A 19,171-nucleotide genomic window follows, 5' to 3' on the forward strand; every position below is an offset into this window, starting at 1 on the left:
CATCCAAGATTAGCTTAGCTTAACATACGCCCAGTTGAACAGAAAAAGGCCCAACAGGCTATAGATTGCTGTCCAAGGATTTAGTAGAAGAGCTATCGAAAGAAAAAGGAATAAATAGTAAGCAGGTAATGCCAGCAACGAAAAGGCAAAACGGATGGTGGCGGTAAATTCGCGTTCCCAGACTTTGGGTTTCATCCAACCCCACCATAGAAGTACAACGGGTAGGTTAGCCAGCACAAAGATACCTTTGTAAAGCGGCTTCAAACCGTTCACCACCGGTAGCGAAGTCTTGCCCCGATCCATATGGGGTAATCGGCCTATCGTATCATTCACCTCCGAAGGTTTCAGATAATCGACCCCTAGGGCATCCAAACGCCCAACGGTGACGTCATATGTTGCCTCATCATCAATGTGGGTCGTTAAACCGCTTATTCGTTCGGCGACCAGCGCCTTGATGGTGTTGGTAGATGTATGGATGTTCGACTTATCGTACAGGGGAAGAACCGGAATAGCCGACCCAAACTGAACGGCTACCTGGTCCGGAAAGCCCGTATTGCTTCTATAGTTCAGTCCGACAGGTACCAGTTGAATGTCCAAATTTGGGGTTTTATCCAACGCACCAAAAAGAATACGTGTAAACCCTTTGCTAAGGGGGCGGACCCTTCTCTTAATGTTGTGATTCGCCTCCGGGAACATCAATATCGCTTGATTTCTTTCCAGGATTTCCGCACATCGCGCAAATACCGCATCATTATTTTTCAATGCTTCCCTACCATCCCTTATGCGATAGATCGGTATCATCCGTAAATAGGTGAAAAAACGTTTTAACCATGTTTTCCTGAACACATCGGATCGAGTGAGAAAATAGGGTTTACGGCCACAATCCACCGCCAATAGCAATACATCCATTAAGGCGCTTTGGTGGTTGGGCAGGAATAGGACCGGTTTATCTTTTGGTACCTTTTCGAGTCCGGATATCTGAATCTTTCCGTAATAAAGGTAGAATCCACTCTTTATCCAGAATTTTAGTATGCTATATCCCAAATTTCTCAAGCCAATTTTTCTTTTTGCAAAGGTCTAAAACCCCAAAATGTGGCCAAAATTAGTCCGGAAACCAAATGCCAGATGCCCCAAAAAGCGGCAACAAGGGCCATTCCTCCCAGACCTTCGAAGAAAGTAAATACCAACAACAACCCCAGACCGGAGTTCTGTATCCCGGTTTCAATCGTAATCGATCGCGTGTCTTTCTGCGAAAGGCCAAACAATTTGGAGAATGAGAATCCTGTGGTAAAAGCGAGTAGATTGTGCAGCAACACTATCCAAAACACGTAGAAAATATAGTCTACAAAAATGTCTCGATTGTTATAAAGGGCCAAGAAAATAAGGGAAATAAAAAATATGAGGGAGGCTATTTTTAGTATTTCCCCCAGTCGCCGCGCCAGTAAAGGGCGTATGTGGTTCAATCCCATCCCTAGTAGTAAGGGAAGACCGAGCAACAAGAATACCAATTTTATCATTTCCACTGGTGAAATGGCTATATCCTTCAAGATGGTAGCAGTGGGGGCATGTAACGAACCCCAGAATTGAAGGTTTAAAGGAGTCATAACCACCGCCAATACCGTCGCTATTGCCGTGAGGCTTATAGACAGCGCCGTATTGCCATGGGCCAAATGGGTGATGAAATTGGACACGTTACCCCCGGGGCAGGCGGCGACCATAAACATGCCCAGGGCCATACTAGCCATAGGTGCTGTCGCTATGACCAACAGATAGGTGATGGCCGGTAGCAAAACAAACTGACTTACCACACCGACAAGAACAGGTTTCGGCCTTTGAAACAATCCCTTAAAGTCTTTGATGGAAATTTCCAGGGCAATACCGAACATTACACAGGCCAAGGCGATGTTTAAAATCCACTGCGCTTCAGTATCGAAATTTAGATGTACGCTATCTAGAAGGTTTTCCGGCAAATGCTTGGTCGATTTTTAGTTCGTTGGTTACTGTCGTTAAGGGTTGTAGCATTACTACTATCCCTATATCCAACAGCATCCAAGATAAGACATTCGTCGCTAAAATCGGTAGTTTGTTTGCACGGAGAGTCCGAAGTCATTGCCATCTGCCCTAGCGAGAAAGAGGTTTTGAGTGGCCCGTAGTTCGCTTTCAGGGTGATTTTTCGTTTTACCATTCCCTTAAAATAAGGTCGTATGCGCAAGAATCCATCAAATACTTTTAACTTTAAGATTTAAAAGAGTACGATGGCAAGAACACCTAGCAATATGTTACCCTTGGGCACGTTGGCCCCTGGGTTTGAATTACCGGATACCGTATCGGGAAAAATCTGCTCGCTCGATGAAATGAAGGGAGAAAAGGGAACCGTAATCATGTTTATATGTAATCATTGTCCGTTTGTCGTGCATGTAAATCCAATGATCAGTAAACTGGGGAAGCTATATCAAGAGAAGGGAATCGCTTTTTTGGCGATATCGAGTAATGATATCGTTAACTACCCTCAGGATGCCCCGGATTTAATGAAAAAAAAAGCAATGGAGGAAGGATATACCTTTCCTTACCTCTACGATGCCACGCAACTGGTGGCCAAAGCTTATGATGCGGCCTGTACCCCTGATTTTTATTTGTTCGATAAGAATTTGCGGTTGGTGTATCGCGGACAATTGGACGATTCCCGTCCCGGGAATGGTATTCCGCTAACGGGAAACGATTTGAGGGAAGCAATGGATGCGCTTCTAGAGGGTAGGGATGTAAGCGCCCGACAAAAACCCAGTATTGGCTGTAATATCAAATGGATTCAATAAAAATCCATCATTCTGGAATGTGTCTTAAAGAACTTGCTATCGTACCGCTTAAAGAGGCCTTGTACCAGAACTATATACGGGTAGGCGTGAAGGCATATAACCAACATTATCTTCATTTATGGGAACATCGGGATTCGAGTCCGTACCTGAAAAGTAGCTTTACACTGGAGGTGCTAAAAAAGGAGCAGAAAGATTCAAATACGGAATTATTTCTGATTTATCATGAAACCACCCCTGTGGGCATCGTGAAAATTATCAAAAATAGGGCATTGGAACCCTATGGGGCCGATAAGGCGCTACTCCTCGATAAGATTTACGTACTTAACGAGCATTCGGGAAAAGGAATCGGGAAGAAAGTTATGGACTTCGTTATAATGTATGCTCTTGGGATGAACAAAAAAATAGTGTGGCTCGACACCATGAAGAACGGACCTGCGTTGCAATTTTATCTAAAAAACGGATTTACAATACATTCGGAAACAAAACTAAAATTCCCGACTGTATTGAACGATCAACGCCCCATGTACGTAATGTATAAAATCCTAAAATCCCATGCTACCGTTTAAAGGTAAGACTATATACTTACCATAGGGCAAGATGGGAGCCTAGAATCAGTAACGTACCCTAAATCCACCCCTGGCGTTTTAATAGTTCTTCAATATGTGCATAATGGTGACTCCCGTGCCAAGCATATCGGCCGATATTTTCATCTAAATAGGTTTTCTCGTTTCCTTCCGGATGTATAAAGCTTCGCCTTAGATCGTTCCGTGAGAGTCCTTTTAAGAAATAGACCAACTTGGCGTGAACCGCCTTCAAATGATCTAACGACATCTGAATCGGGGCAATCCGTGCGTCGAAGAGGTCAGACCATGCTTTCTCGTCATAGGCCTTGATGGTCGGGCAATTTTCGGTCAAGGCCCATTTAAAACGAATATAACTGTTATGATGACTGTCGGCAATGTGATGTACCAGTTGCCGTACGGTCCACCCATTAGGTCGATACGGGGTTTCGAGTTGTTCTTCCGTAAGGTGTTCGACCAAGTACTGTAACCTGGCGGGCAGGGTCTCCAAGACTTCAATCCACTCAGAAATGTGCTCGCTGGTTATCTCTTGAGGCGCTTTAAACTTTCCGATCGGGTAGCGCAATTGCTCTAAAGAAATACTTTCCATAATCAAAGTTAGTGAACTTTAATACATTTTTAACCTTAAAAATGGAGCTTTACCATATAATCTACTAATTTTATAGGATAATAAAATATAACAATCTAATACTTGTAAAATGGCAACAATACGATTAGGCGATATCGCCCCCGATTTCACGGCGGACAGTTCTATGGGAACGATTAATTTATACGATTATTTAGGGGACTCTTGGGGAATCCTATTTTCACATCCCGCAGATTTCACCCCTGTTTGCACCACTGAGCTGGGTACGGCCGCGAAATTCAAGGAAGAATTTGACAAACGAAATGTGAAGATGTTGGCCCTAAGTGTCGACGGGGCCGACTCGCATGCGGAATGGATCAAAGACATCAACGAGGTGCAACAGACCACGGTCAATTTTCCGATCATTGCGGATGACGATAAGAAAGTATCCGATCTCTACGATATGATTCACCCCAATGCGGATAATAATCTAACCGTACGATCAGTCTTCATTATAGCCCCGGATAAAACGGTGAAGTTAATTCTCACCTACCCGGCTTCCACCGGACGTAATTTTTATGAGCTGCTCCGCGTAATCGACTCACTACAGCTAACGGCTTATCACAAAGTCGCTACCCCTGCCAATTGGGAATCCGGTGAGGATGTTGTCGTGAGTCCGGCCATACCGACAGACGAGGCCCGGGAAATTTTCCCCAAGGGAGTAGACGAGGTAAAGCCTTACTTAAGGATGACACCGGACCCAACGGCTTAATTTACGATGGTGCTTGCTGTTTGGGGAAATATAACTACCAAAAAACCATAGGTTTAAAATATTTAGCGTTATATTTGCGCTTTAATTTAATTTTTAATTTTTTATTATGAGTAAAGGAACAGTAAAATTCTTCAATGATTCTAAAGGTTACGGCTTTATCACTGAAGATGGTTCAAGCGAAGATCACTTTGTACACATTTCTGGTTTAATCGATGAAATACGCGAAGGTGACGTTGTAGAATTTGAGCTACAACAAGGAAAAAAAGGACTAAACGCGGTAAATGTGAAGGTAGTAGACTAAGGTACGCATAAACTTTTTTTATATAAGTCCCGACAGTTTTTGTCGGGACTTTTTTTTGATGATTATTGAAAATCAAACTACTTACGGCAAAATTGTTTAACTTTGTACAAAACCCCTGCTAAATTTTTAATCTAACGTTCAACAAAACATCTATATTCCTCCTCTGTTTTGTTGTAGTAGCGATTTCTAAAGCCAACCCAATAATTTTAAATGATAGCATTTTTTATAATTCTATCCCTTTTGGTCCTAGTCAACATCACCGTATTGTTAATAACTACGGACCGTAACAAGAACTAGACAAAGTTTTACCAAGATGATTTCCAATTACTTCATTAGGAAGAACCCCCGTGTTTTAAGGGTCTGCACAAACTTTTTAAAGGGTTCCATGGGAGAACGGCCCTTTCGAATAAGTCATGGATTCGATGGGGCAAAATTTTAAGATAACTTACCTATTTCTTATGAATATAAGAATTACATATTGTTTAATTTTGTCTAACGTTTTTATACTAAATGATAATTATAGTCGTTAAAAATTAAACATTTGATATTTTCTGGCGTGTAAACAAACCATTATGATTTATTTTCTTGGTATTCTTGCTTTCTTGGTACTCGTCAACATTCTTCTGATGAAGTACAGTGCCATGGAAGTGGAAAATTTTTAAATTTTCCCGATAAAGTAGGGTTTTTCTTCGTTGAGTTGTTCTTGAATAAAATGGCTCATCTTTAGATAAAAACCCCGAATGACGACCTTCTTCATAATTCTTATCTTACTCATCCTCATTAACCTAGTACTGTTGATGGTTAGTGTTGAAACGCCTATCGATGCCGATCAGAAAAAGAAATAGCCGTATTTCGCAATGCTAGCGGTTTATTTTTTGAACAGCGGGGGTATTTCAATCTGAAATCCATTCAAACGCTCTTGGTATTGCCAAAACCTTGCAAGAACAATTCTTACCACTGATGTCGCTGGCTCTCTGGGTAGTTGTAAAACAAAATAATCGCATATCCGTTTAGGGTCCCTGCACCGCTTTTAACCCCCCCTAATGCTACAACCACAAGCTACCAGTTTACCAATTTGGTGACAGTTTCTTGGCAGAACAGCCTTATTTTTTTAAAGACGTTGAACATCTGTAATAAAAGCGGAAAGACCCTTGTTTTGAAGAGTTTTAATTGTAATATCCCATCATTGCCTTGTACGGGGAGCGATAGCTTTCTACTTGACCTCCATCAATTCAACATCGAATATGAGAGTCGCATTAGGGGGAATTACCCCACCGGCACCGGCACTTCCATAACCTAGGCTAGAGGGTATTACAAAACGGGCCTTGTCCCCTACCTGAAGTAGCGAAATACCCTCGTCCCAACCAGGTATTACCTGACCTACCCCCAATTGAAAGGCAATGGGTTGGTTTCTTTTATAGGATGAATCGAATACCTGACCATTTAATAATGCCCCCTCATAGTGTACCGATACCTGTTGGCCACTTACTGCTTTAGCACCGTTCCCTTTTTGTATAATCTTATATCGGAGTCCGCTTGCCGTTTCATCAAAGCCCGCGGCCACCTTCTCCATTTCGGCCGCTTGCCTTGCTTTTTCCTCTTCCATTCTTTTCACCTTATTGGCTTCCAAACTATTAAAAGCTTCCATAGCATTCCACTTCTCCGCTTCTTCGCCAACCCTTATAATCTCCACACTATCCATCACATCCCCCTGGGCAATCGAGTCGACCACTTCTTGGCCAGTCACAACATGACCAAAAACCGTATGCTTATTGTCTAGCCAAGGTGTAGCCACGTGGGTAATGAAAAACTGGCTGCCATTAGTGCCAGGACCTGCATTGGCCATCGAAAGCACTCCCGGGGCGTTATGGGTGAGGTCGGGATGGAACTCATCGTCAAATTTATAACCGGCATCCCCTGTTCCCGTGCCTAAGGGGCAGCCCCCCTGAATCATAAAATCAGGAATCACCCTATGGAATTTCAAGCCATCGTAGTAAGGCTCCCCTTCGGACTTGGCCGTATTTTTTCTTGTTCCTTCCGCCAAGGCCACGAAATTACCGACCGTTCCCGGGGTTTTGTCATGTGTAAGCTTGACAACAATTTCTCCTTTGGCAGTATTGAATTTTGCGTAGATACCGTCTTGCATGATGCTCATTTTTTATGAGCGGCAAAGGTACTTGTTTTGTTCGGGCTATAAAAGTTTATGACAGGTAGTTATGATTTTGGGATACAAACAAATCCCAGTTTTCATCAATCCGATACCACTCCATATTTATCAAAAAGATATACAAGGCTTGCCATAGCGGCGGCCCCTAGTTCTAGCTCCCTTTTGTTCACATGTTCAAAAGTGTCGTTCGCCGCATGATGGTGATCGAAATATCGTTGGGAATCGGGCCTTAGACCCGCCAACACCATACCCTCTTGTTTTAGCGGACGGATATCCGCACCACTGTATCCTTTTTCAAAGAAATGAATGAGATAAGGTGCAAAAAGCGTTTTCCATTGGCCCACTTTTTGAAGATTCGCCTCTGAACAATCAAAAGAAAATCCCCGCGGGGTAAAACCTCCGGAATCGCTCTCCAAGGCAAAAACATGTTTTTCCTGGTTGGTCTTGGCCACTTTGGCATATTCATTCCCCCCCCGTAGCCCATTTTCCTCGTTCATAAAGAGCACGGCCCGGATAGTTCGTTGTGGCCGGTATCCAGTGTTTTTCAACAATCTTAGTACTTCCATGCTTTGTACACAACCGGCACCATCGTCATGGGCACCATCCCCTAAATCCCAGGAATCCAAATGACCCCCGACCAACAAAACCTCATCAGGGTAGGTGGTTCCTGTAATTTCTCCTATGACGTTAAAGGAGTCTACATCCTCAAGTTGCTTACAATTTTGTTTGAAATAAAATTTTGTCTCTGGATTCAATTTTAGGGTCGTACTCAGTAATTGGGCCCCTTTGGTACTAATGGCGGCGGCGGGAATCCTTTGGTTTACCGGTAAGTCTCCATAACTCATGGAACCGGTATGGGGAAAATCATCGAGGCGCAAACTCAATGAGCGCACGATGACACCGACGGCGCCGTATTGGGCGGCTTCCAGCGCACCGGCATAGCGCTGGTCTACGCATCCGGAGTAGGCCTGAAAGGTGTTGATCAAGGAGGGGTCCATCGGACGGTTGAAGAACACAATTTTTCCTGTAATCCTTTCTTCCCCTAAATTCTTCAATTCATCGATACCCTGCACCTCCACAACGTTGGCTTTCAAGCCTCCCAATGGGGTCGCAACAGAACCGCCCAAGGCACAGATAGGCACGTTGGTGGTCACACCGGGGCTGGTTTCCACAAAGGCAAATTCGGGCGTACCACGCACCCATTTAGGTACTTTTACCGGCTGTAGCCAGACCCTATCCAAGCCAAGGGAGTCTAGTTGGGCTTTGGTATACTCAACGGCCAGCTGTGCTTCCACCGAGCCGGAGAGTCGACCCCCTATTTGGTTCGAAAGATAGTTAAGCCAATCATAGGCCTTTCCTTTGGTTAGCGATGTATCGAATATGGATCTTAATCGGTTCTCATCCTCACTTTGGGCAACCCCCTGCCATACAATCGACCACATGATAATAGCCAAGACCTTTTTTTTCATTCCGTCTCCTTTTGTAATTGCGCCCTATAGGCATCTATATTCGCTTTAATCGCATCTTCCAGCTCCGGTTCCTTGATATCCTCGTACTTTTTTAGTTCCTGCAGCAAAATGGAAGCAAAAATTACCCTTGCCCCCTTTTTACTGTCGGCCGGAATAACGTACCAAGGGGCATGGGCTTTCGAGGTACGATCAATAGCCTCTTCATAACAGGCGTAATACTTATCCCATAATTTCCGTTCTTTTAGGTCTCCCGGAGAGAACTTCCAGTTTTTTTCCTCCAGATCTAACCTTCTTAATAGGCGCCGCCGTTGCTCCTCTTTGGAAAGATGGAGGAAAAACTTAAAGATAAGCGTACCATTTTCGGCGAGATGACGTTCGAAATTATTAATTTGACCGAATCTTTTATCCCAAAACCGCTGGTCGATGTCCTCCACCTGATGGATGCCAGGGATATTTTCTCCCAAGATGTATTCCGGATGTACCCGGGTTACCAGCACATTTTCATAATGCGTCCGGTTAAAAATACCAAACTTCCCTTTTGCCGGTAAGGCGATATAGTGCCGCCAGAGGTAGTCGTGTTTCAACTCTAGTTCGGTGGGTACCTTAAAACTATGGACCACTACCCCACTTGCATTGAAGTCTTTAAACACTTCTCGGATGAGACTGTCTTTTCCAGAGGTATCCATCCCTTGAATACATATTAAAACACTGTATTCCCCATGTGCGTACATGGTATTTTGAAAATCTCCCAAGGTTCGTCTGATTTCCCTAAGCTTTTTTTTGAGTTCCTTTTCGGAAAATCCAAAGTCCTCGTACGTTTTGCGGTCGGAAAGCACGGTAGGGCCCACAATCTTGTACGTATCGATATTGATGTCATCCATGCGGGAAATATAAAGTATTTTATCGATGAACGGTACATATTGTTAAAAAAAATGACCGTTCATCAATCGAAATATCCAGTTTGTCCAAAATATCGTAAAGACGGCACCATCCATCGAAAAAACTAGGTTCGAACACCTTGCTACGACTACCTTTACACCGTAAAATGCCCAAATTTTACCCCTAATTATGCATGCCATGAAAGCGTTACATATAGTAAGCTACGCACTCATTTTTGTACTCTTTTCAGCGTTCAAGCCGAGCGAGGCGTGCGAATACGCCGGGTCCAATATCACTTTTGTAAAGACACAGACGGAAAAGGCGATTTCAAAAAACGATCTCAACTTAACGAAATATCATGTATACAAGGCTCTAAATGCCATCGAGAAATCAAAAAAACAGATGAAAGACTGTGGTTGTGACTATGCAGCCATCGGAATCGAGGAGAGTTCCTACCTACTCAAAAGAGCCACCAAAGCCAATTCCCTAAAAGACTCCAAGAAGCTGCTTAGTCGTGCTTTGGAAAACACCTTGGAAAGTTTGGAAGCCTTGGAAAAACACGATAAACACACCGGCCATTCCGAAGCCTATCTGGCTATCAACAGCATTGAGAAAGAGGCATCTTCGGTACCATTGGTCCAAAAACCGAGCGAGGCCCAGATGAAGAGGAGAATCGACATCGCTTTGGAAAAATATCGAGAGTCCCTGAATACGGTAGTTGAAACGGTCGATTGTAAAGATGCTAAGGCCTTTGCAGAACGAATCTATCAAGAATGTGAACGGGCATTATTAAATGCGGACCTTTCGGAGGGAAAGAAATACTATAATCTCCAAACCCAAAAGATTACCGCCGAAGCTTTGGAACGAATTGGTGATTGCAAGCAATAAAGTTGCGAAAAAAGCGATTGTCGACTGGCGGCATCCAGGCTATAAGGGAGAACGATAGTCATCCCGACCTGTTCCAAAAAAACTTACTGCATATTGATTTTTGACTATACTGTGTAGGTTATTTGCTTGCGAACAGTTTTACATCTTCCTCGGTCACCTCCTTGCCCCCAAGAATAATCAATCGTTCCACAACATTACGAAGTTCCCTGATATTGCCTGTCCAGTCATAGCCTTGCAATAGCTTGATAGCCGATTTCGAAAATGTTTTAGGGGCAATACCCTGCTCAGAAGCGATTTTCTGTGCAAAGTGTTCAATAAGCAAGGGAATGTCGTCGCGCCTCTCGTTCAGGGAAGGTACTTGAATAAGAATTACGGCCAAACGATGGTATAGGTCTTCCCGAAACTTATTCTCTGCTATTTCCTTTTTCAAGTCTTTGTTGGTCGCAGCCAATACGCGCACATCTACCTTGATATCTTTGTCGCTACCGACCCTGGAAATTTTGCTCTCTTGAAGTGCCCGCAGTACCTTCGCCTGTGCCGAAAGGCTCATGTCACCAATTTCATCCAAGAAAATGGTACCCTTGTTGGCCGCCTCAAACTTTCCCGCCCTATCTTTAACGGCTGAGGTAAAAGCTCCTTTTACATGGCCGAACAATTCGCTTTCTATAAGTTCCGAGGGTATGGCGGCGCAGTTGACTTCGATAAATGGCGCACCATTTCTCGCACTTTTCTCATGTAACCAATGGGCCACCAGTTCCTTTCCGGTACCGTTTGCACCGGTAATAAGTACGCGGGCATCGGTAGGGGCCACTTTTTCGATCATGTCCTTAATGGCAATGATTTCCTTGCTATTCCCCACCATTTCATAGTTCTTACTTACTTTTTTCTTGAGAATTTTATTTTCTACCACCAACTCTTTACGATCCAAGGCATTGCGTACCGTGGTCAATAACCGATTTAAATCCGGTGGCTTTGAAATATAGTCGAACGCGCCGGCCCGCATCGTGCTCACGGCAGTATCCAGATCTCCATGCCCTGAAATCATAATAAACGGAATCTCCGGCTTTATTTTTCTGGCGGCTTCCAGTACTTCTACTCCATCCATCTTGGGCATTTTAATATCACAGAGTACTAGGTCATAGTCGTTGCCCTTTATGGTTTCCAATCCCTTTAGTCCGTCTTCGGCTTCTTCGACAATGTACGAATCACTCTCCTCGGAAAGGATTTTAACGAGTACCCTTCTGATGGCGGCCTCATCTTCTATTACCAGAATTTTTGACATGTAGTAGCTTTTAAAAAATTGATATTTTAAATCCGGTTCGAAGATAAAAATTTCCTTCGTCATTCAAGGTAAATGCCCTATCCCTATTCCCATCCCTGATCAAGCCTTCCTGTGCGAGGGTGTAGCCGGCTAAGGTGTACAAAGAGATGGCCTTGGTGAATTTAAACTGATATCCTATAGCGGCAACCAAGGCCGAAAGCGATACGGAGGCGCCAATCGTGTTATCCGATAAAATGATATCGTTCTGGATATTGACAAAATAGCCATCCAAAAACAATACTGTTTGAAATACATGTTTGTCTTTGATGTGGTATTTCAAATCTGCTCGCGGCACTCCCAAGGTGTAGGACCAATTGGGGTGAAACCGCCTATTGTAATTGATCAACGGTAACGGATAGGGCAATCCAGTAGCGCTATTGAAGCTCAAACCTAAGATCAAGCGATACGGTCTCTCGATATCCTTTTTTTCGGTCCAAAAGAATACCGAGCCGTTCAATCTGAAATCATTATTCTCAATTCCTTGCTCAAAATTGGAGGCTACTCTAGGAGTAATTACGCCGGCGCCCCTCCATTTTGAATTCAGTTTAAAAAGATAGCCAAGATTCATATCGACAATATGAAGTCTTTCGATGGTTCCGTATTCAAAAGGGAGTTCGGTATCTATTTCAAATTCATAGCGATTATATTCAAAACCCGTAATGAAATAGTTGTTCTCGGTTAGTTTGAAGGGGACGTTAATAACTGCCCTGTAACGATTGGTCCGAATTCCAAATCCGTTTTCGGGAACTACGGTGTACTCCAATCGAACTACATCCGGGGTCTGACCGGCAACCGTTAGCCAAAGGCACAAGAAAAATAAATTTGAAATGGCCTTTGACCAAAACTGTTGTTGACGCCCCATCAATTACGGTTCTTCTGATAGATATGTACATCTCTCTGGGGAAACGGAATAGTGATATTTTGCTCCCTGAATTTGGCATCGATGGCATACCGCATGGCACTCTTGATCTTCGGGTCCCCAAAACTATCGTTGATATAAAACTGTAGGGAAAACAAAAGGGCGGAATCCCCAAAATCCTCAAAAATCACAAACGGTTTTGGACTCTTGAGCACCCCTCTTTGCTCCTGCGCCACTTCTTCAAGAATTTTGGTTACCAGATTCACATCACTGCCGTAAGCCACACCCACTTTGACCGATTCGCGCGTAGTTTTGTGATTTTGGGTGTAATTATAGATTGTTTCGCTAATGAACTTATGGTTGGGGATAATGATTACTTTGTCATCCCTTGTGATTGCCCTGGTAGTGCGTAATTTAATTTCAAAAACGCGACCGACCTTACCATCGACTTCGACAATGTCGCCCACGTTAAGTGATTTGTCCACAATGATGAAAATACCGGCAATTACGTCCTGAAAAAGCTCTTGTAAGGCCAATCCCAAACCGACAAACAAAGCGGCGGAGGCTGTAATAAGAATCGTAATATCGATACCTGCCGCACTTACGGTCACCAGCACCACCGCGATATAGACGAAGTATTTGATAAATTTGAAGATGCTGATAAATTTCAATTTATCCTCTGGCGGCATTTTACGCGTAAAAAGTTGTCGCAACCATTTTAGGGCAAAGCTGGTCACAAGAAACGCAAGGGTGAGCAGCAATAAAAGGCCAATGGTAATGTGAATCGCATTCTCGCCTTCACCAAGATGAAGTCCCATGTTCAAGAATTCCTTGATAGTCCCCCAGACGTTGTCCTTTATAATTTCCTCGACCTTTTCAGGTATTTCTTGAAAGAACATCAATATCGTAACCATTTAAACAACTCTTTATAGCTTGGTTTTTTACCATACATCAAAATACCGACTCTGTATATCTTGGCCGCCAACCAAACAATCCCTATAAACGTACCGACTAAAAGTAAGATGGAAACCAGCAATTGCCATATGGGCACCCCTCCCTCACCTATTCCCCAAGGCAATCGCATCAACATCACAATGGGAGAGGTCAAAGGAAACAAGGAAAAACCGACCGCTATCGGTCCCTGCGGATTGTTGAAAACTGAAAAGAAGCCTACATAAATAGCCAGCATCAAGGGTAGTATGATAGGAAAGATAAACTGCTGCGTATCGGTTTCGTTATCTACGGCGGCGCCGATGGCGGCATAGATTGAGCTATATATTAGATAGCCCAAAACAAAATAAATAAGAAAGAAACAGATCAGCATCAGCCAGGGTATTTTAAAAAACTCCTGTGAATATAGCCCCAGGGTCTCATCAACCGCCGGAATCGGAGGCGCCAATTCACCTGCCGCACTATTAACCACATCTTGGCCCGCGGTGAGCGAAGTGGGTTCTATATCCAAAATTGCAAGGGCAACGAACAATAATATGCCTGCCGACATGATCCAAATCGCAAACTGTGTAATCCCCGCCAAAGAAGTGCCGATTATTTTACCTAACATCAGTTGAAAGGGCTTCACGGATGAAATTATGACCTCGATGATACGGCTGGTCTTTTCCTCTATAACGCTACGCATGACAAAGCCTCCATAAATAATGATAAACATCATAATCAGGTATCCGAATGCTCCTCCAATGGCCGCCTTGATCTCATTGATATGCTTTAGGTTCTTTTCTCCTGAATAGGTGGCAGTGTCCATTTCAAAGCGATCGTCGACCGTGGCAAAATCTTTGGGGGAAACCCCGATATTCTGAAGTCTTCTTTGCCGTAGACGTTCCTGAAAAACCATTTCGATCTTATCGAGCAGTACAGAACTCGGGGCATCTTTGGAATAAAAAACCGCTCTTTTAGCCACTATTTCCAAATCTGTTTCATGAGGAATGTACAATAATCCGGAATACCCCATATTTGCGGTTGAATCTTTCGCCGTTGCTAAATCGATATCAAAAAACCGAAGATATGACACGCTTTCGGTCGTATGGAAATCGGTTGAAAAATAATCGCTTTCGTTCAAGATGGCAACGACCCGCTTTTCACCATCGTTCAATTTGGTCAAATAGGCGATGAGCACCACCATTGCCACCATAAGGATAGGGCTCAGGAAGGTCATGATCACAAACGACCTGTTTCTGACCTTGGCCAAATATTCCCTTTTTATAATCAATGGGAGTTTACGCATGCGTTCCCTTTTGCTGAACGGTTTGTATAAATATTTCATTGGCCGAAGGAATGCTTTCCTGGAAATGATTAACCTTTCCCTTTGTCGAGAGATAGCCCAATAGTCCTCGCGAGTCGTCAGAGGGCAACTGCACGGTAAAATTCATTTGTTTTTCGACCGGATCATAGGTCGAATGGGCCAGGTCGAACCGCTGCTCCATTTCCTCAAGAAATAGTGACCCTTGATCTATCGCCATCCCAACATGAAACTTGTTGTTTTTGTAAGCTTTTTTAATTTCCGAAAGCTTGCCGTCCAATATTTTTTCGGATTCATGTATCAAAGCGATGTACTCGCATAATTCTTCAACGGACTCCATTCTGTGGGTTGAAAATATGATAGAGGTTCCCCGACTCTTCAAATTCAAAATTTCATCTTTGATCAAATTGGCATTTATAGGATCGAAACCACTAAAAGGCTCGTCAAATATGAGTAATTTGGGTTGGTGAAGTACGGTAACTATAAACTGAATTTTCTGCGCCATCCCTTTGGAAAGCTCCTGTATTTTTTTGTTCCACCAATCCCCGATCTCCAGTCGTTCGAACCAATACTTAAGTCGTCTTTTGGCCTCCCCTTTTTCCAAGCCTTTCAATTGGGCAAGGTACAACGCCTGTTCACCTACCTTCATGCTTTTATAAAGGCCTCGTTCCTCGGGCAAGTAGCCTATCTTGGCGATATGTGACGGCATCAAGGGTTCCCCGTCAAAAAAAACAGTACCACTATCGGGGTACGTAATCTGATTGATAATGCGGATCAGCGTAGTTTTTCCGGCACCATTTGGCCCCAGCAGGCCATAGATGCTATTTTTGGGGATTTCCAAGGAGACCTTGTCAAGCGCGGTGTAATTTCCAAATTGTTTGGTAACCTCTTCAGTGACCAAAATGTTATTCATGGAAGAAATTTTACCAAAGATAGCCAAATGTTTTATTTTGTTTTAATGGCCAAAGGCGAACCCTGCATCCTAAAAACAAAACCCACCCTTAAAAGGATTAAGGATGGGAAAAAAATTGCTATGAAAAAGAAAATTAGTATTGGTTCCCCAATACCAAGCCAAATATACGTTTTTATTTTAAAATCGAAATTAAAATATGTTAAGAGAACATATCTTTAACCTTTTCGAAGAAAGATTTATCGGATTTCTCCGGTTTTGGTTCAAAATTTTCGCTGTTTCGCATCCGTTCAAAAAACTCCCTTTGTTCTTTATTGAGTTCTTTTGGTGTCCAAACATTTACATGTACCAGAAGGTCTCCACTTCCATATCCGTTCAGGCTCGAAATCCCTTTTCCGCGGAGGCGAAGTATTTTTCCCGATTGGATACCTGGCTCCAGTTTTATTCTAACCTTTCCACCTACCGCGTCAATCTCCTTGGAAGTACCCAAAACGGCTTCCGAAATACTGATGTATAGATCGTAGTGAAGATTATCACCTTCACGTTTTAGGGTTTTGTGATCCTCGGTCTCAATGGCCACCAACAAATCCCCTGGAACTCCGTTTCCGGGTGCATCGTTGCCTTTGCCGCTTACTTTTAGCTGCATGCCCTCCTCTACACCGGCGGGTATTTTTATAGATACCGTTTCTTCCTTTACTTTTAATCCTTGCGCGTCTGCATCACTGGGTTTTTTATCCAATAGCTGCCCACTTCCGCCACAGCTACTACAGGTTGCAGCCGTCTGCATTCTTCCAAGAATGGTGTTGGTAACCTTGGTCACTTGCCCTCTACCCCCACAAGTATCACAAGTTTTATAGGTGACTCCATCGGCTTGCACCTTTCTTCGCACCTTCACTTTTTTCTCTACACCGTTTGCAATTTCCTCCAGGTTGAGTTTTACCCGGATTCGAAGGTTACTCCCTTTTGTTCTTCTTTGGCCGCCTCCGAAACCGCCAAAACCGCCAAAACCACCGCTCCCACCAAACGCACTTCCGAAAATATCACCGAATTGGCTGAAAATGTCGTCCATGTTCATACCACCGCCAAAACCGCCACCGCCCTCAAAAGCAGCGTGTCCAAACTGGTCATAACGGGCCCGCTTGTCGGGATCGCTCAATACTTCGTAGGCTTCGGCCGATTTCTTGAACATTTCTTCGGCCTTTGCATCACCCGGATTTTTATCGGGATGATATTGAATGGCTTTCTTGCGATAGGCTTTCTTTATTTCGGCCGCTGAAGCATCTTTTCCGACCCCTAATAGGGCGTAATAATCTTCTTTCATAACTGTTTAGTTTCCAACGACCACCTTTGGGTGCCGAATAATTTTATCGCCAAGCGAAAAGCCTTTTTCCACAACGTCGATGATTTTTCCCTTCATTTTTTTACTCGGGGCAGGTATTTGGGTAATCGCATCGTGCACCTCGGCATCGAATGCGTCGCCAGCATTTATCTTGATTTCCTCTAAACCCTTCGATTTAAGGGTTTCCTTGAACTTGTTCCTTATCAGCTCCACCCCTTTAAAAAGTTCTGTGTGGTCGGATTTGGACAATTCCTTCATCGCGCGGTCAAAATCGTCGAGCACCGGTAACAATGCCACCATCACTTCCTGCCCGGCGGTTCTAAAAAGTTCCATCCGCTCTTTGGAGGTACGCTTTTTGTAATTTTCAAATTCCGCAAAAAGACGCAAGAACTTCTCTTTCTCCTTGGTCAACTCCTCACGAAGTTGGTCCTCTGTGGAAATTTCTTCCTGTTCATCTTCCGATTGCCGGGTGTCCCCAGCTGTTTGTCGGTCCTCGATTTCCTGTGTCTGGGTATCGTCCCCATCGAGTATGTCCTCTATATTTTCAGTTTTGTCTTTTTCGCTCATAGAATACTTCCTTTGAATTATACTGCTTAAGGCAGGCAAAAGTACTGCCAATTCTTTAAAAATGTCAAAATGTCACAAAGAACTTGTCCCCGGTTTCCAAAATTCGCTACAAACCCTTCTTTTGCCGCCCGAGATAGGCTTTATTAAGCCACAGAGAAGGGCTACACATTAGGTAAAAGGCAATACATGGCCGCAAAACCCATTATGTTCGCCTAAATCGTAAATTCAAGACGAGTCCAATATAAACTTCCTATATCCGAAGGGAAGGTGCGTTCAACAGATTGCATCGATCCCATCATCCGAGCAATAGGAAATACTTTTGTAGCAGGATTGATGGCCTGGATAAGTCCATTTCCGGAAAAAAATCAGAAGAGAAAAAGAAAATCCGCCATAGGCGGATATATATGATTACGAAATGCAGGGACGACAACTAAATATACTCTTTACGGTATATCGTAGTGTCATTTTCAGTGGTCCCTGGCTCACTATAGAGGTTTTCCAAGGCCTTACAAATATTCTGATGGTCGAAAACAAAGCCTTCCTCCTCAATCTTTTTTGAGCTTACACGCTGACTGGCAAAAAGTATGTAAGACATTTCACCGAGAATGGTTTTCAGTACAAATTGGGGAATATTCGGCAGGAACAACGGTTTTTTGAGCACTTTCGCTATTTCTTTGATCAATTTATTATTGGTGACCGGATTAGGCCCGACTCCATTATAGACACCCTCCAAGGTGTTTTCCACTACAAAAAGAAAAATTCGGGCTAAATCGTGAATATGAATCCAGGACTGCCACTGTTGCCCCGACCCGAAGGCGGCACCCACATAGTACTTTATAGGCTTGGCCATCTCCGGTAAGGCGCCTCCCTCCTTTGACATGACCAATCCAATCCTAATTTTTGCCACCGGAAAGCCGAACCCCGTAAAAGTATCGGCCTCCTGCTCCCATGCTGCCACGACGTCTCCCAAAAAACTGTCATCGACCCGATTATCATCCTCTTCGTAATACTCTGATAAGGAATCCGGATAAATCCCAATTGCAGAAGCTGAAACAAATGAAGAAATATTAGTGGTATCGATCCGCTTTAATGCCTTATGAAGTGTTTTCAGTGTATTGATACGACTTGATAGCACTTTTCTCTTATGTTCGGAGGTCCATCGCTTCGAAATACTGGCTCCTGCCAAATTAATGATTGCAGAGACACCGTTGAGACATTCCATGTCGATTTCTTGGCTATCGGGGTTCCAATAGAAGCCTTTGTAAGTCTCCTCGGTAACCAATTTATCCTTACTTGTCGAAAGGTAGTTGACGGCAATCCCCCTACTACGACAAAGTGAGGTCAGCTCGCTTCCTACGAGTCCTGTTGCACCGGTTATCAAAACTTTCATAGGACAAAAGTATGGGTTTTAGCAGCTAAGAAACACAAGTTTAATTTCGATTTAACAGAGTTGTTTAATTTTTACCCATGGATGCACGCAGTGAAG

The 19,171-nt window shown here is 43.6% G+C and carries 19 protein-coding genes; 5 read left to right on the forward strand and 14 right to left on the reverse strand.

All coding sequences use genetic code 11. The annotated features are described in order from the left end of the window. Positions 1-9: 9 nt before the first annotated feature. Positions 10-1,053: a lysophospholipid acyltransferase family protein gene (locus tag FK220_RS00915; protein ID WP_166204723.1), complete on the reverse strand. Its 1,044-nt coding sequence runs from the start codon at positions 1,051-1,053 to the stop codon at positions 10-12. Continuing rightward, entirely contained in the window at positions 1,050-1,970 is a 921-nt protein-coding gene (locus FK220_RS00920; RefSeq protein WP_152572409.1) for a bile acid:sodium symporter family protein, read from the reverse strand. The genes FK220_RS00915 and FK220_RS00920 overlap by 4 nt, the downstream gene beginning before the upstream one ends. A gap of 285 nt (positions 1,971-2,255) precedes the next feature. On the opposite strand from FK220_RS00920, the gene FK220_RS00925 reads away from it, so the two are divergent. Beyond that, positions 2,256-2,813, forward strand: coding sequence for a thioredoxin family protein (locus tag FK220_RS00925; protein ID WP_152572410.1), 558 nt, complete (start codon positions 2,256-2,258; stop codon positions 2,811-2,813). 17 nt (positions 2,814-2,830) lie between these two features. Then, positions 2,831-3,379: a GNAT family N-acetyltransferase gene (locus tag FK220_RS00930; protein ID WP_166204725.1), complete on the forward strand. Its 549-nt coding sequence runs from the start codon at positions 2,831-2,833 to the stop codon at positions 3,377-3,379. Between the two features lie 58 nt (positions 3,380-3,437). Here the strand turns inward: FK220_RS00930 and FK220_RS00935 are convergent, their stop codons facing one another. After that, positions 3,438-3,983 carry a YfiT family bacillithiol transferase gene (locus FK220_RS00935; protein ID WP_152572412.1) on the reverse strand — a complete coding sequence of 182 codons (546 nt, stop codon included), beginning with the start codon at positions 3,981-3,983 and terminating at the stop codon, positions 3,438-3,440. Positions 3,984-4,092: 109 nt separating this feature from the next. Between FK220_RS00935 and FK220_RS00940 the strand changes: the two genes are divergently transcribed. Both FK220_RS00940 and FK220_RS00945 read left to right on the forward strand, forming a co-directional pair. Next, positions 4,093-4,731, forward strand: coding sequence for a peroxiredoxin (locus FK220_RS00940; protein WP_152572413.1), 639 nt, complete (start codon positions 4,093-4,095; stop codon positions 4,729-4,731). Between the two features lie 106 nt (positions 4,732-4,837). Continuing rightward, positions 4,838-5,032: a cold-shock protein gene (locus tag FK220_RS00945; RefSeq protein ID WP_013994176.1), complete on the forward strand. Its 195-nt coding sequence runs from the start codon at positions 4,838-4,840 to the stop codon at positions 5,030-5,032. A gap of 1,213 nt (positions 5,033-6,245) precedes the next feature. On the opposite strand, the gene FK220_RS00950 is transcribed toward FK220_RS00945, so the two are convergent. From FK220_RS00950 to FK220_RS00960, 3 genes are all read right to left on the reverse strand, one after another. Beyond that, positions 6,246-7,178, reverse strand: a complete 933-nt coding sequence (locus FK220_RS00950) for a peptidylprolyl isomerase (RefSeq protein WP_152572414.1) — start codon at positions 7,176-7,178, stop codon at positions 6,246-6,248. 104 nt (positions 7,179-7,282) lie between these two features. Beyond that, positions 7,283-8,668, reverse strand: a complete 1,386-nt coding sequence (locus FK220_RS00955) for a M28 family peptidase (protein ID WP_152572415.1) — start codon at positions 8,666-8,668, stop codon at positions 7,283-7,285. Beyond that, positions 8,665-9,549 (reverse strand): PPK2 family polyphosphate kinase, encoded by an 885-nt coding sequence (locus FK220_RS00960; RefSeq protein WP_152572416.1) that lies wholly within the window; start codon positions 9,547-9,549, stop codon positions 8,665-8,667. Before FK220_RS00960 ends, FK220_RS00955 begins: the two co-directional genes overlap by 4 nt. Positions 9,550-9,745: 196 nt before the next feature. On the opposite strand from FK220_RS00960, the gene FK220_RS00965 reads away from it, so the two are divergent. Further along, the gene (locus tag FK220_RS00965) at positions 9,746-10,435 is read left to right on the forward strand and encodes a hypothetical protein (RefSeq protein ID WP_152572417.1); all 690 of its coding nucleotides are present in this window, start codon (positions 9,746-9,748) and stop codon (positions 10,433-10,435) included. Positions 10,436-10,553: 118 nt separating this feature from the next. Here the strand turns inward: FK220_RS00965 and FK220_RS00970 are convergent, their stop codons facing one another. From FK220_RS00970 to FK220_RS01005, 8 genes are all read right to left on the reverse strand, one after another. Further along, positions 10,554-11,717, reverse strand: a complete 1,164-nt coding sequence (locus FK220_RS00970) for a sigma-54-dependent transcriptional regulator (RefSeq protein ID WP_152572418.1) — start codon at positions 11,715-11,717, stop codon at positions 10,554-10,556. Between the two features lie 10 nt (positions 11,718-11,727). Next, positions 11,728-12,618, reverse strand: coding sequence for a DUF6268 family outer membrane beta-barrel protein (locus tag FK220_RS00975; protein WP_238718860.1), 891 nt, complete (start codon positions 12,616-12,618; stop codon positions 11,728-11,730). Then, the gene (locus FK220_RS00980) at positions 12,618-13,529 is read right to left on the reverse strand and encodes a mechanosensitive ion channel family protein (protein ID WP_152572419.1); all 912 of its coding nucleotides are present in this window, start codon (positions 13,527-13,529) and stop codon (positions 12,618-12,620) included. Before FK220_RS00980 ends, FK220_RS00975 begins: the two co-directional genes overlap by 1 nt. Beyond that, complete coding sequence (locus FK220_RS00985) at positions 13,514-14,854, reverse strand: ABC transporter permease (protein WP_152572420.1); 1,341 nt, start codon at positions 14,852-14,854, stop codon at positions 13,514-13,516. Before FK220_RS00985 ends, FK220_RS00980 begins: the two co-directional genes overlap by 16 nt. Continuing rightward, entirely contained in the window at positions 14,847-15,782 is a 936-nt protein-coding gene (locus FK220_RS00990) for an ABC transporter ATP-binding protein (protein ID WP_152572421.1), read from the reverse strand. The genes FK220_RS00985 and FK220_RS00990 overlap by 8 nt, the downstream gene beginning before the upstream one ends. Positions 15,783-15,981: 199 nt before the next feature. Beyond that, entirely contained in the window at positions 15,982-17,100 is a 1,119-nt protein-coding gene (dnaJ, locus tag FK220_RS00995; protein ID WP_152572422.1) for a molecular chaperone DnaJ, read from the reverse strand. Between the two features lie 6 nt (positions 17,101-17,106). Continuing rightward, a complete protein-coding gene (locus tag FK220_RS01000) occupies positions 17,107-17,685 on the reverse strand; it encodes a nucleotide exchange factor GrpE (protein ID WP_152572423.1) in 579 nt (192 codons plus the stop codon). Between the two features lie 430 nt (positions 17,686-18,115). Beyond that, entirely contained in the window at positions 18,116-19,075 is a 960-nt protein-coding gene (locus FK220_RS01005; RefSeq protein ID WP_152572424.1) for a TIGR01777 family oxidoreductase, read from the reverse strand. Between the last annotated feature and the right edge of the window lie 96 nt (positions 19,076-19,171).

This window comes from Pelagihabitans pacificus (assembly GCF_009371985.2).
Classification (GTDB): domain Bacteria; phylum Bacteroidota; class Bacteroidia; order Flavobacteriales; family Flavobacteriaceae; genus Pelagihabitans; species Pelagihabitans pacificus.

Excerpts from the sequence above, each read along its gene's own strand:
- FK220_RS00925 (WP_152572410.1), top strand. The coding sequence starts at position 2,256 with ATGGCAAGAACACCTAGCAATATGTTACCCTTGGGCACGTTGGCCCCT.
- FK220_RS00930 (WP_166204725.1), top strand. The coding sequence starts at position 2,831 with ATGTGTCTTAAAGAACTTGCTATCGTACCGCTTAAAGAGGCCTTGTAC.
- FK220_RS00935 (WP_152572412.1), bottom strand. The coding sequence starts at position 3,983 with ATGGAAAGTATTTCTTTAGAGCAATTGCGCTACCCGATCGGAAAGTTT.
- FK220_RS00940 (WP_152572413.1), top strand. The coding sequence starts at position 4,093 with ATGGCAACAATACGATTAGGCGATATCGCCCCCGATTTCACGGCGGAC.
- FK220_RS00945 (WP_013994176.1), top strand. The coding sequence starts at position 4,838 with ATGAGTAAAGGAACAGTAAAATTCTTCAATGATTCTAAAGGTTACGGC.
- FK220_RS00950 (WP_152572414.1), bottom strand. The coding sequence starts at position 7,178 with ATGCAAGACGGTATCTACGCAAAATTCAATACTGCCAAAGGAGAAATT.
- FK220_RS00955 (WP_152572415.1), bottom strand. The coding sequence starts at position 8,668 with ATGAAAAAAAAGGTCTTGGCTATTATCATGTGGTCGATTGTATGGCAG.
- FK220_RS00960 (WP_152572416.1), bottom strand. The coding sequence starts at position 9,549 with ATGGATGACATCAATATCGATACGTACAAGATTGTGGGCCCTACCGTG.
- FK220_RS00965 (WP_152572417.1), top strand. The coding sequence starts at position 9,746 with ATGAAAGCGTTACATATAGTAAGCTACGCACTCATTTTTGTACTCTTT.
- FK220_RS00970 (WP_152572418.1), bottom strand. The coding sequence starts at position 11,717 with ATGTCAAAAATTCTGGTAATAGAAGATGAGGCCGCCATCAGAAGGGTA.
- FK220_RS00975 (WP_238718860.1), bottom strand. The coding sequence starts at position 12,618 with ATGGGGCGTCAACAACAGTTTTGGTCAAAGGCCATTTCAAATTTATTT.
- FK220_RS00980 (WP_152572419.1), bottom strand. The coding sequence starts at position 13,529 with ATGGTTACGATATTGATGTTCTTTCAAGAAATACCTGAAAAGGTCGAG.
- FK220_RS00985 (WP_152572420.1), bottom strand. The coding sequence starts at position 14,854 with ATGCGTAAACTCCCATTGATTATAAAAAGGGAATATTTGGCCAAGGTC.
- FK220_RS00990 (WP_152572421.1), bottom strand. The coding sequence starts at position 15,782 with ATGAATAACATTTTGGTCACTGAAGAGGTTACCAAACAATTTGGAAAT.
- dnaJ (WP_152572422.1), bottom strand. The coding sequence starts at position 17,100 with ATGAAAGAAGATTATTACGCCCTATTAGGGGTCGGAAAAGATGCTTCA.
- FK220_RS01000 (WP_152572423.1), bottom strand. The coding sequence starts at position 17,685 with ATGAGCGAAAAAGACAAAACTGAAAATATAGAGGACATACTCGATGGG.
- FK220_RS01005 (WP_152572424.1), bottom strand. The coding sequence starts at position 19,075 with ATGAAAGTTTTGATAACCGGTGCAACAGGACTCGTAGGAAGCGAGCTG.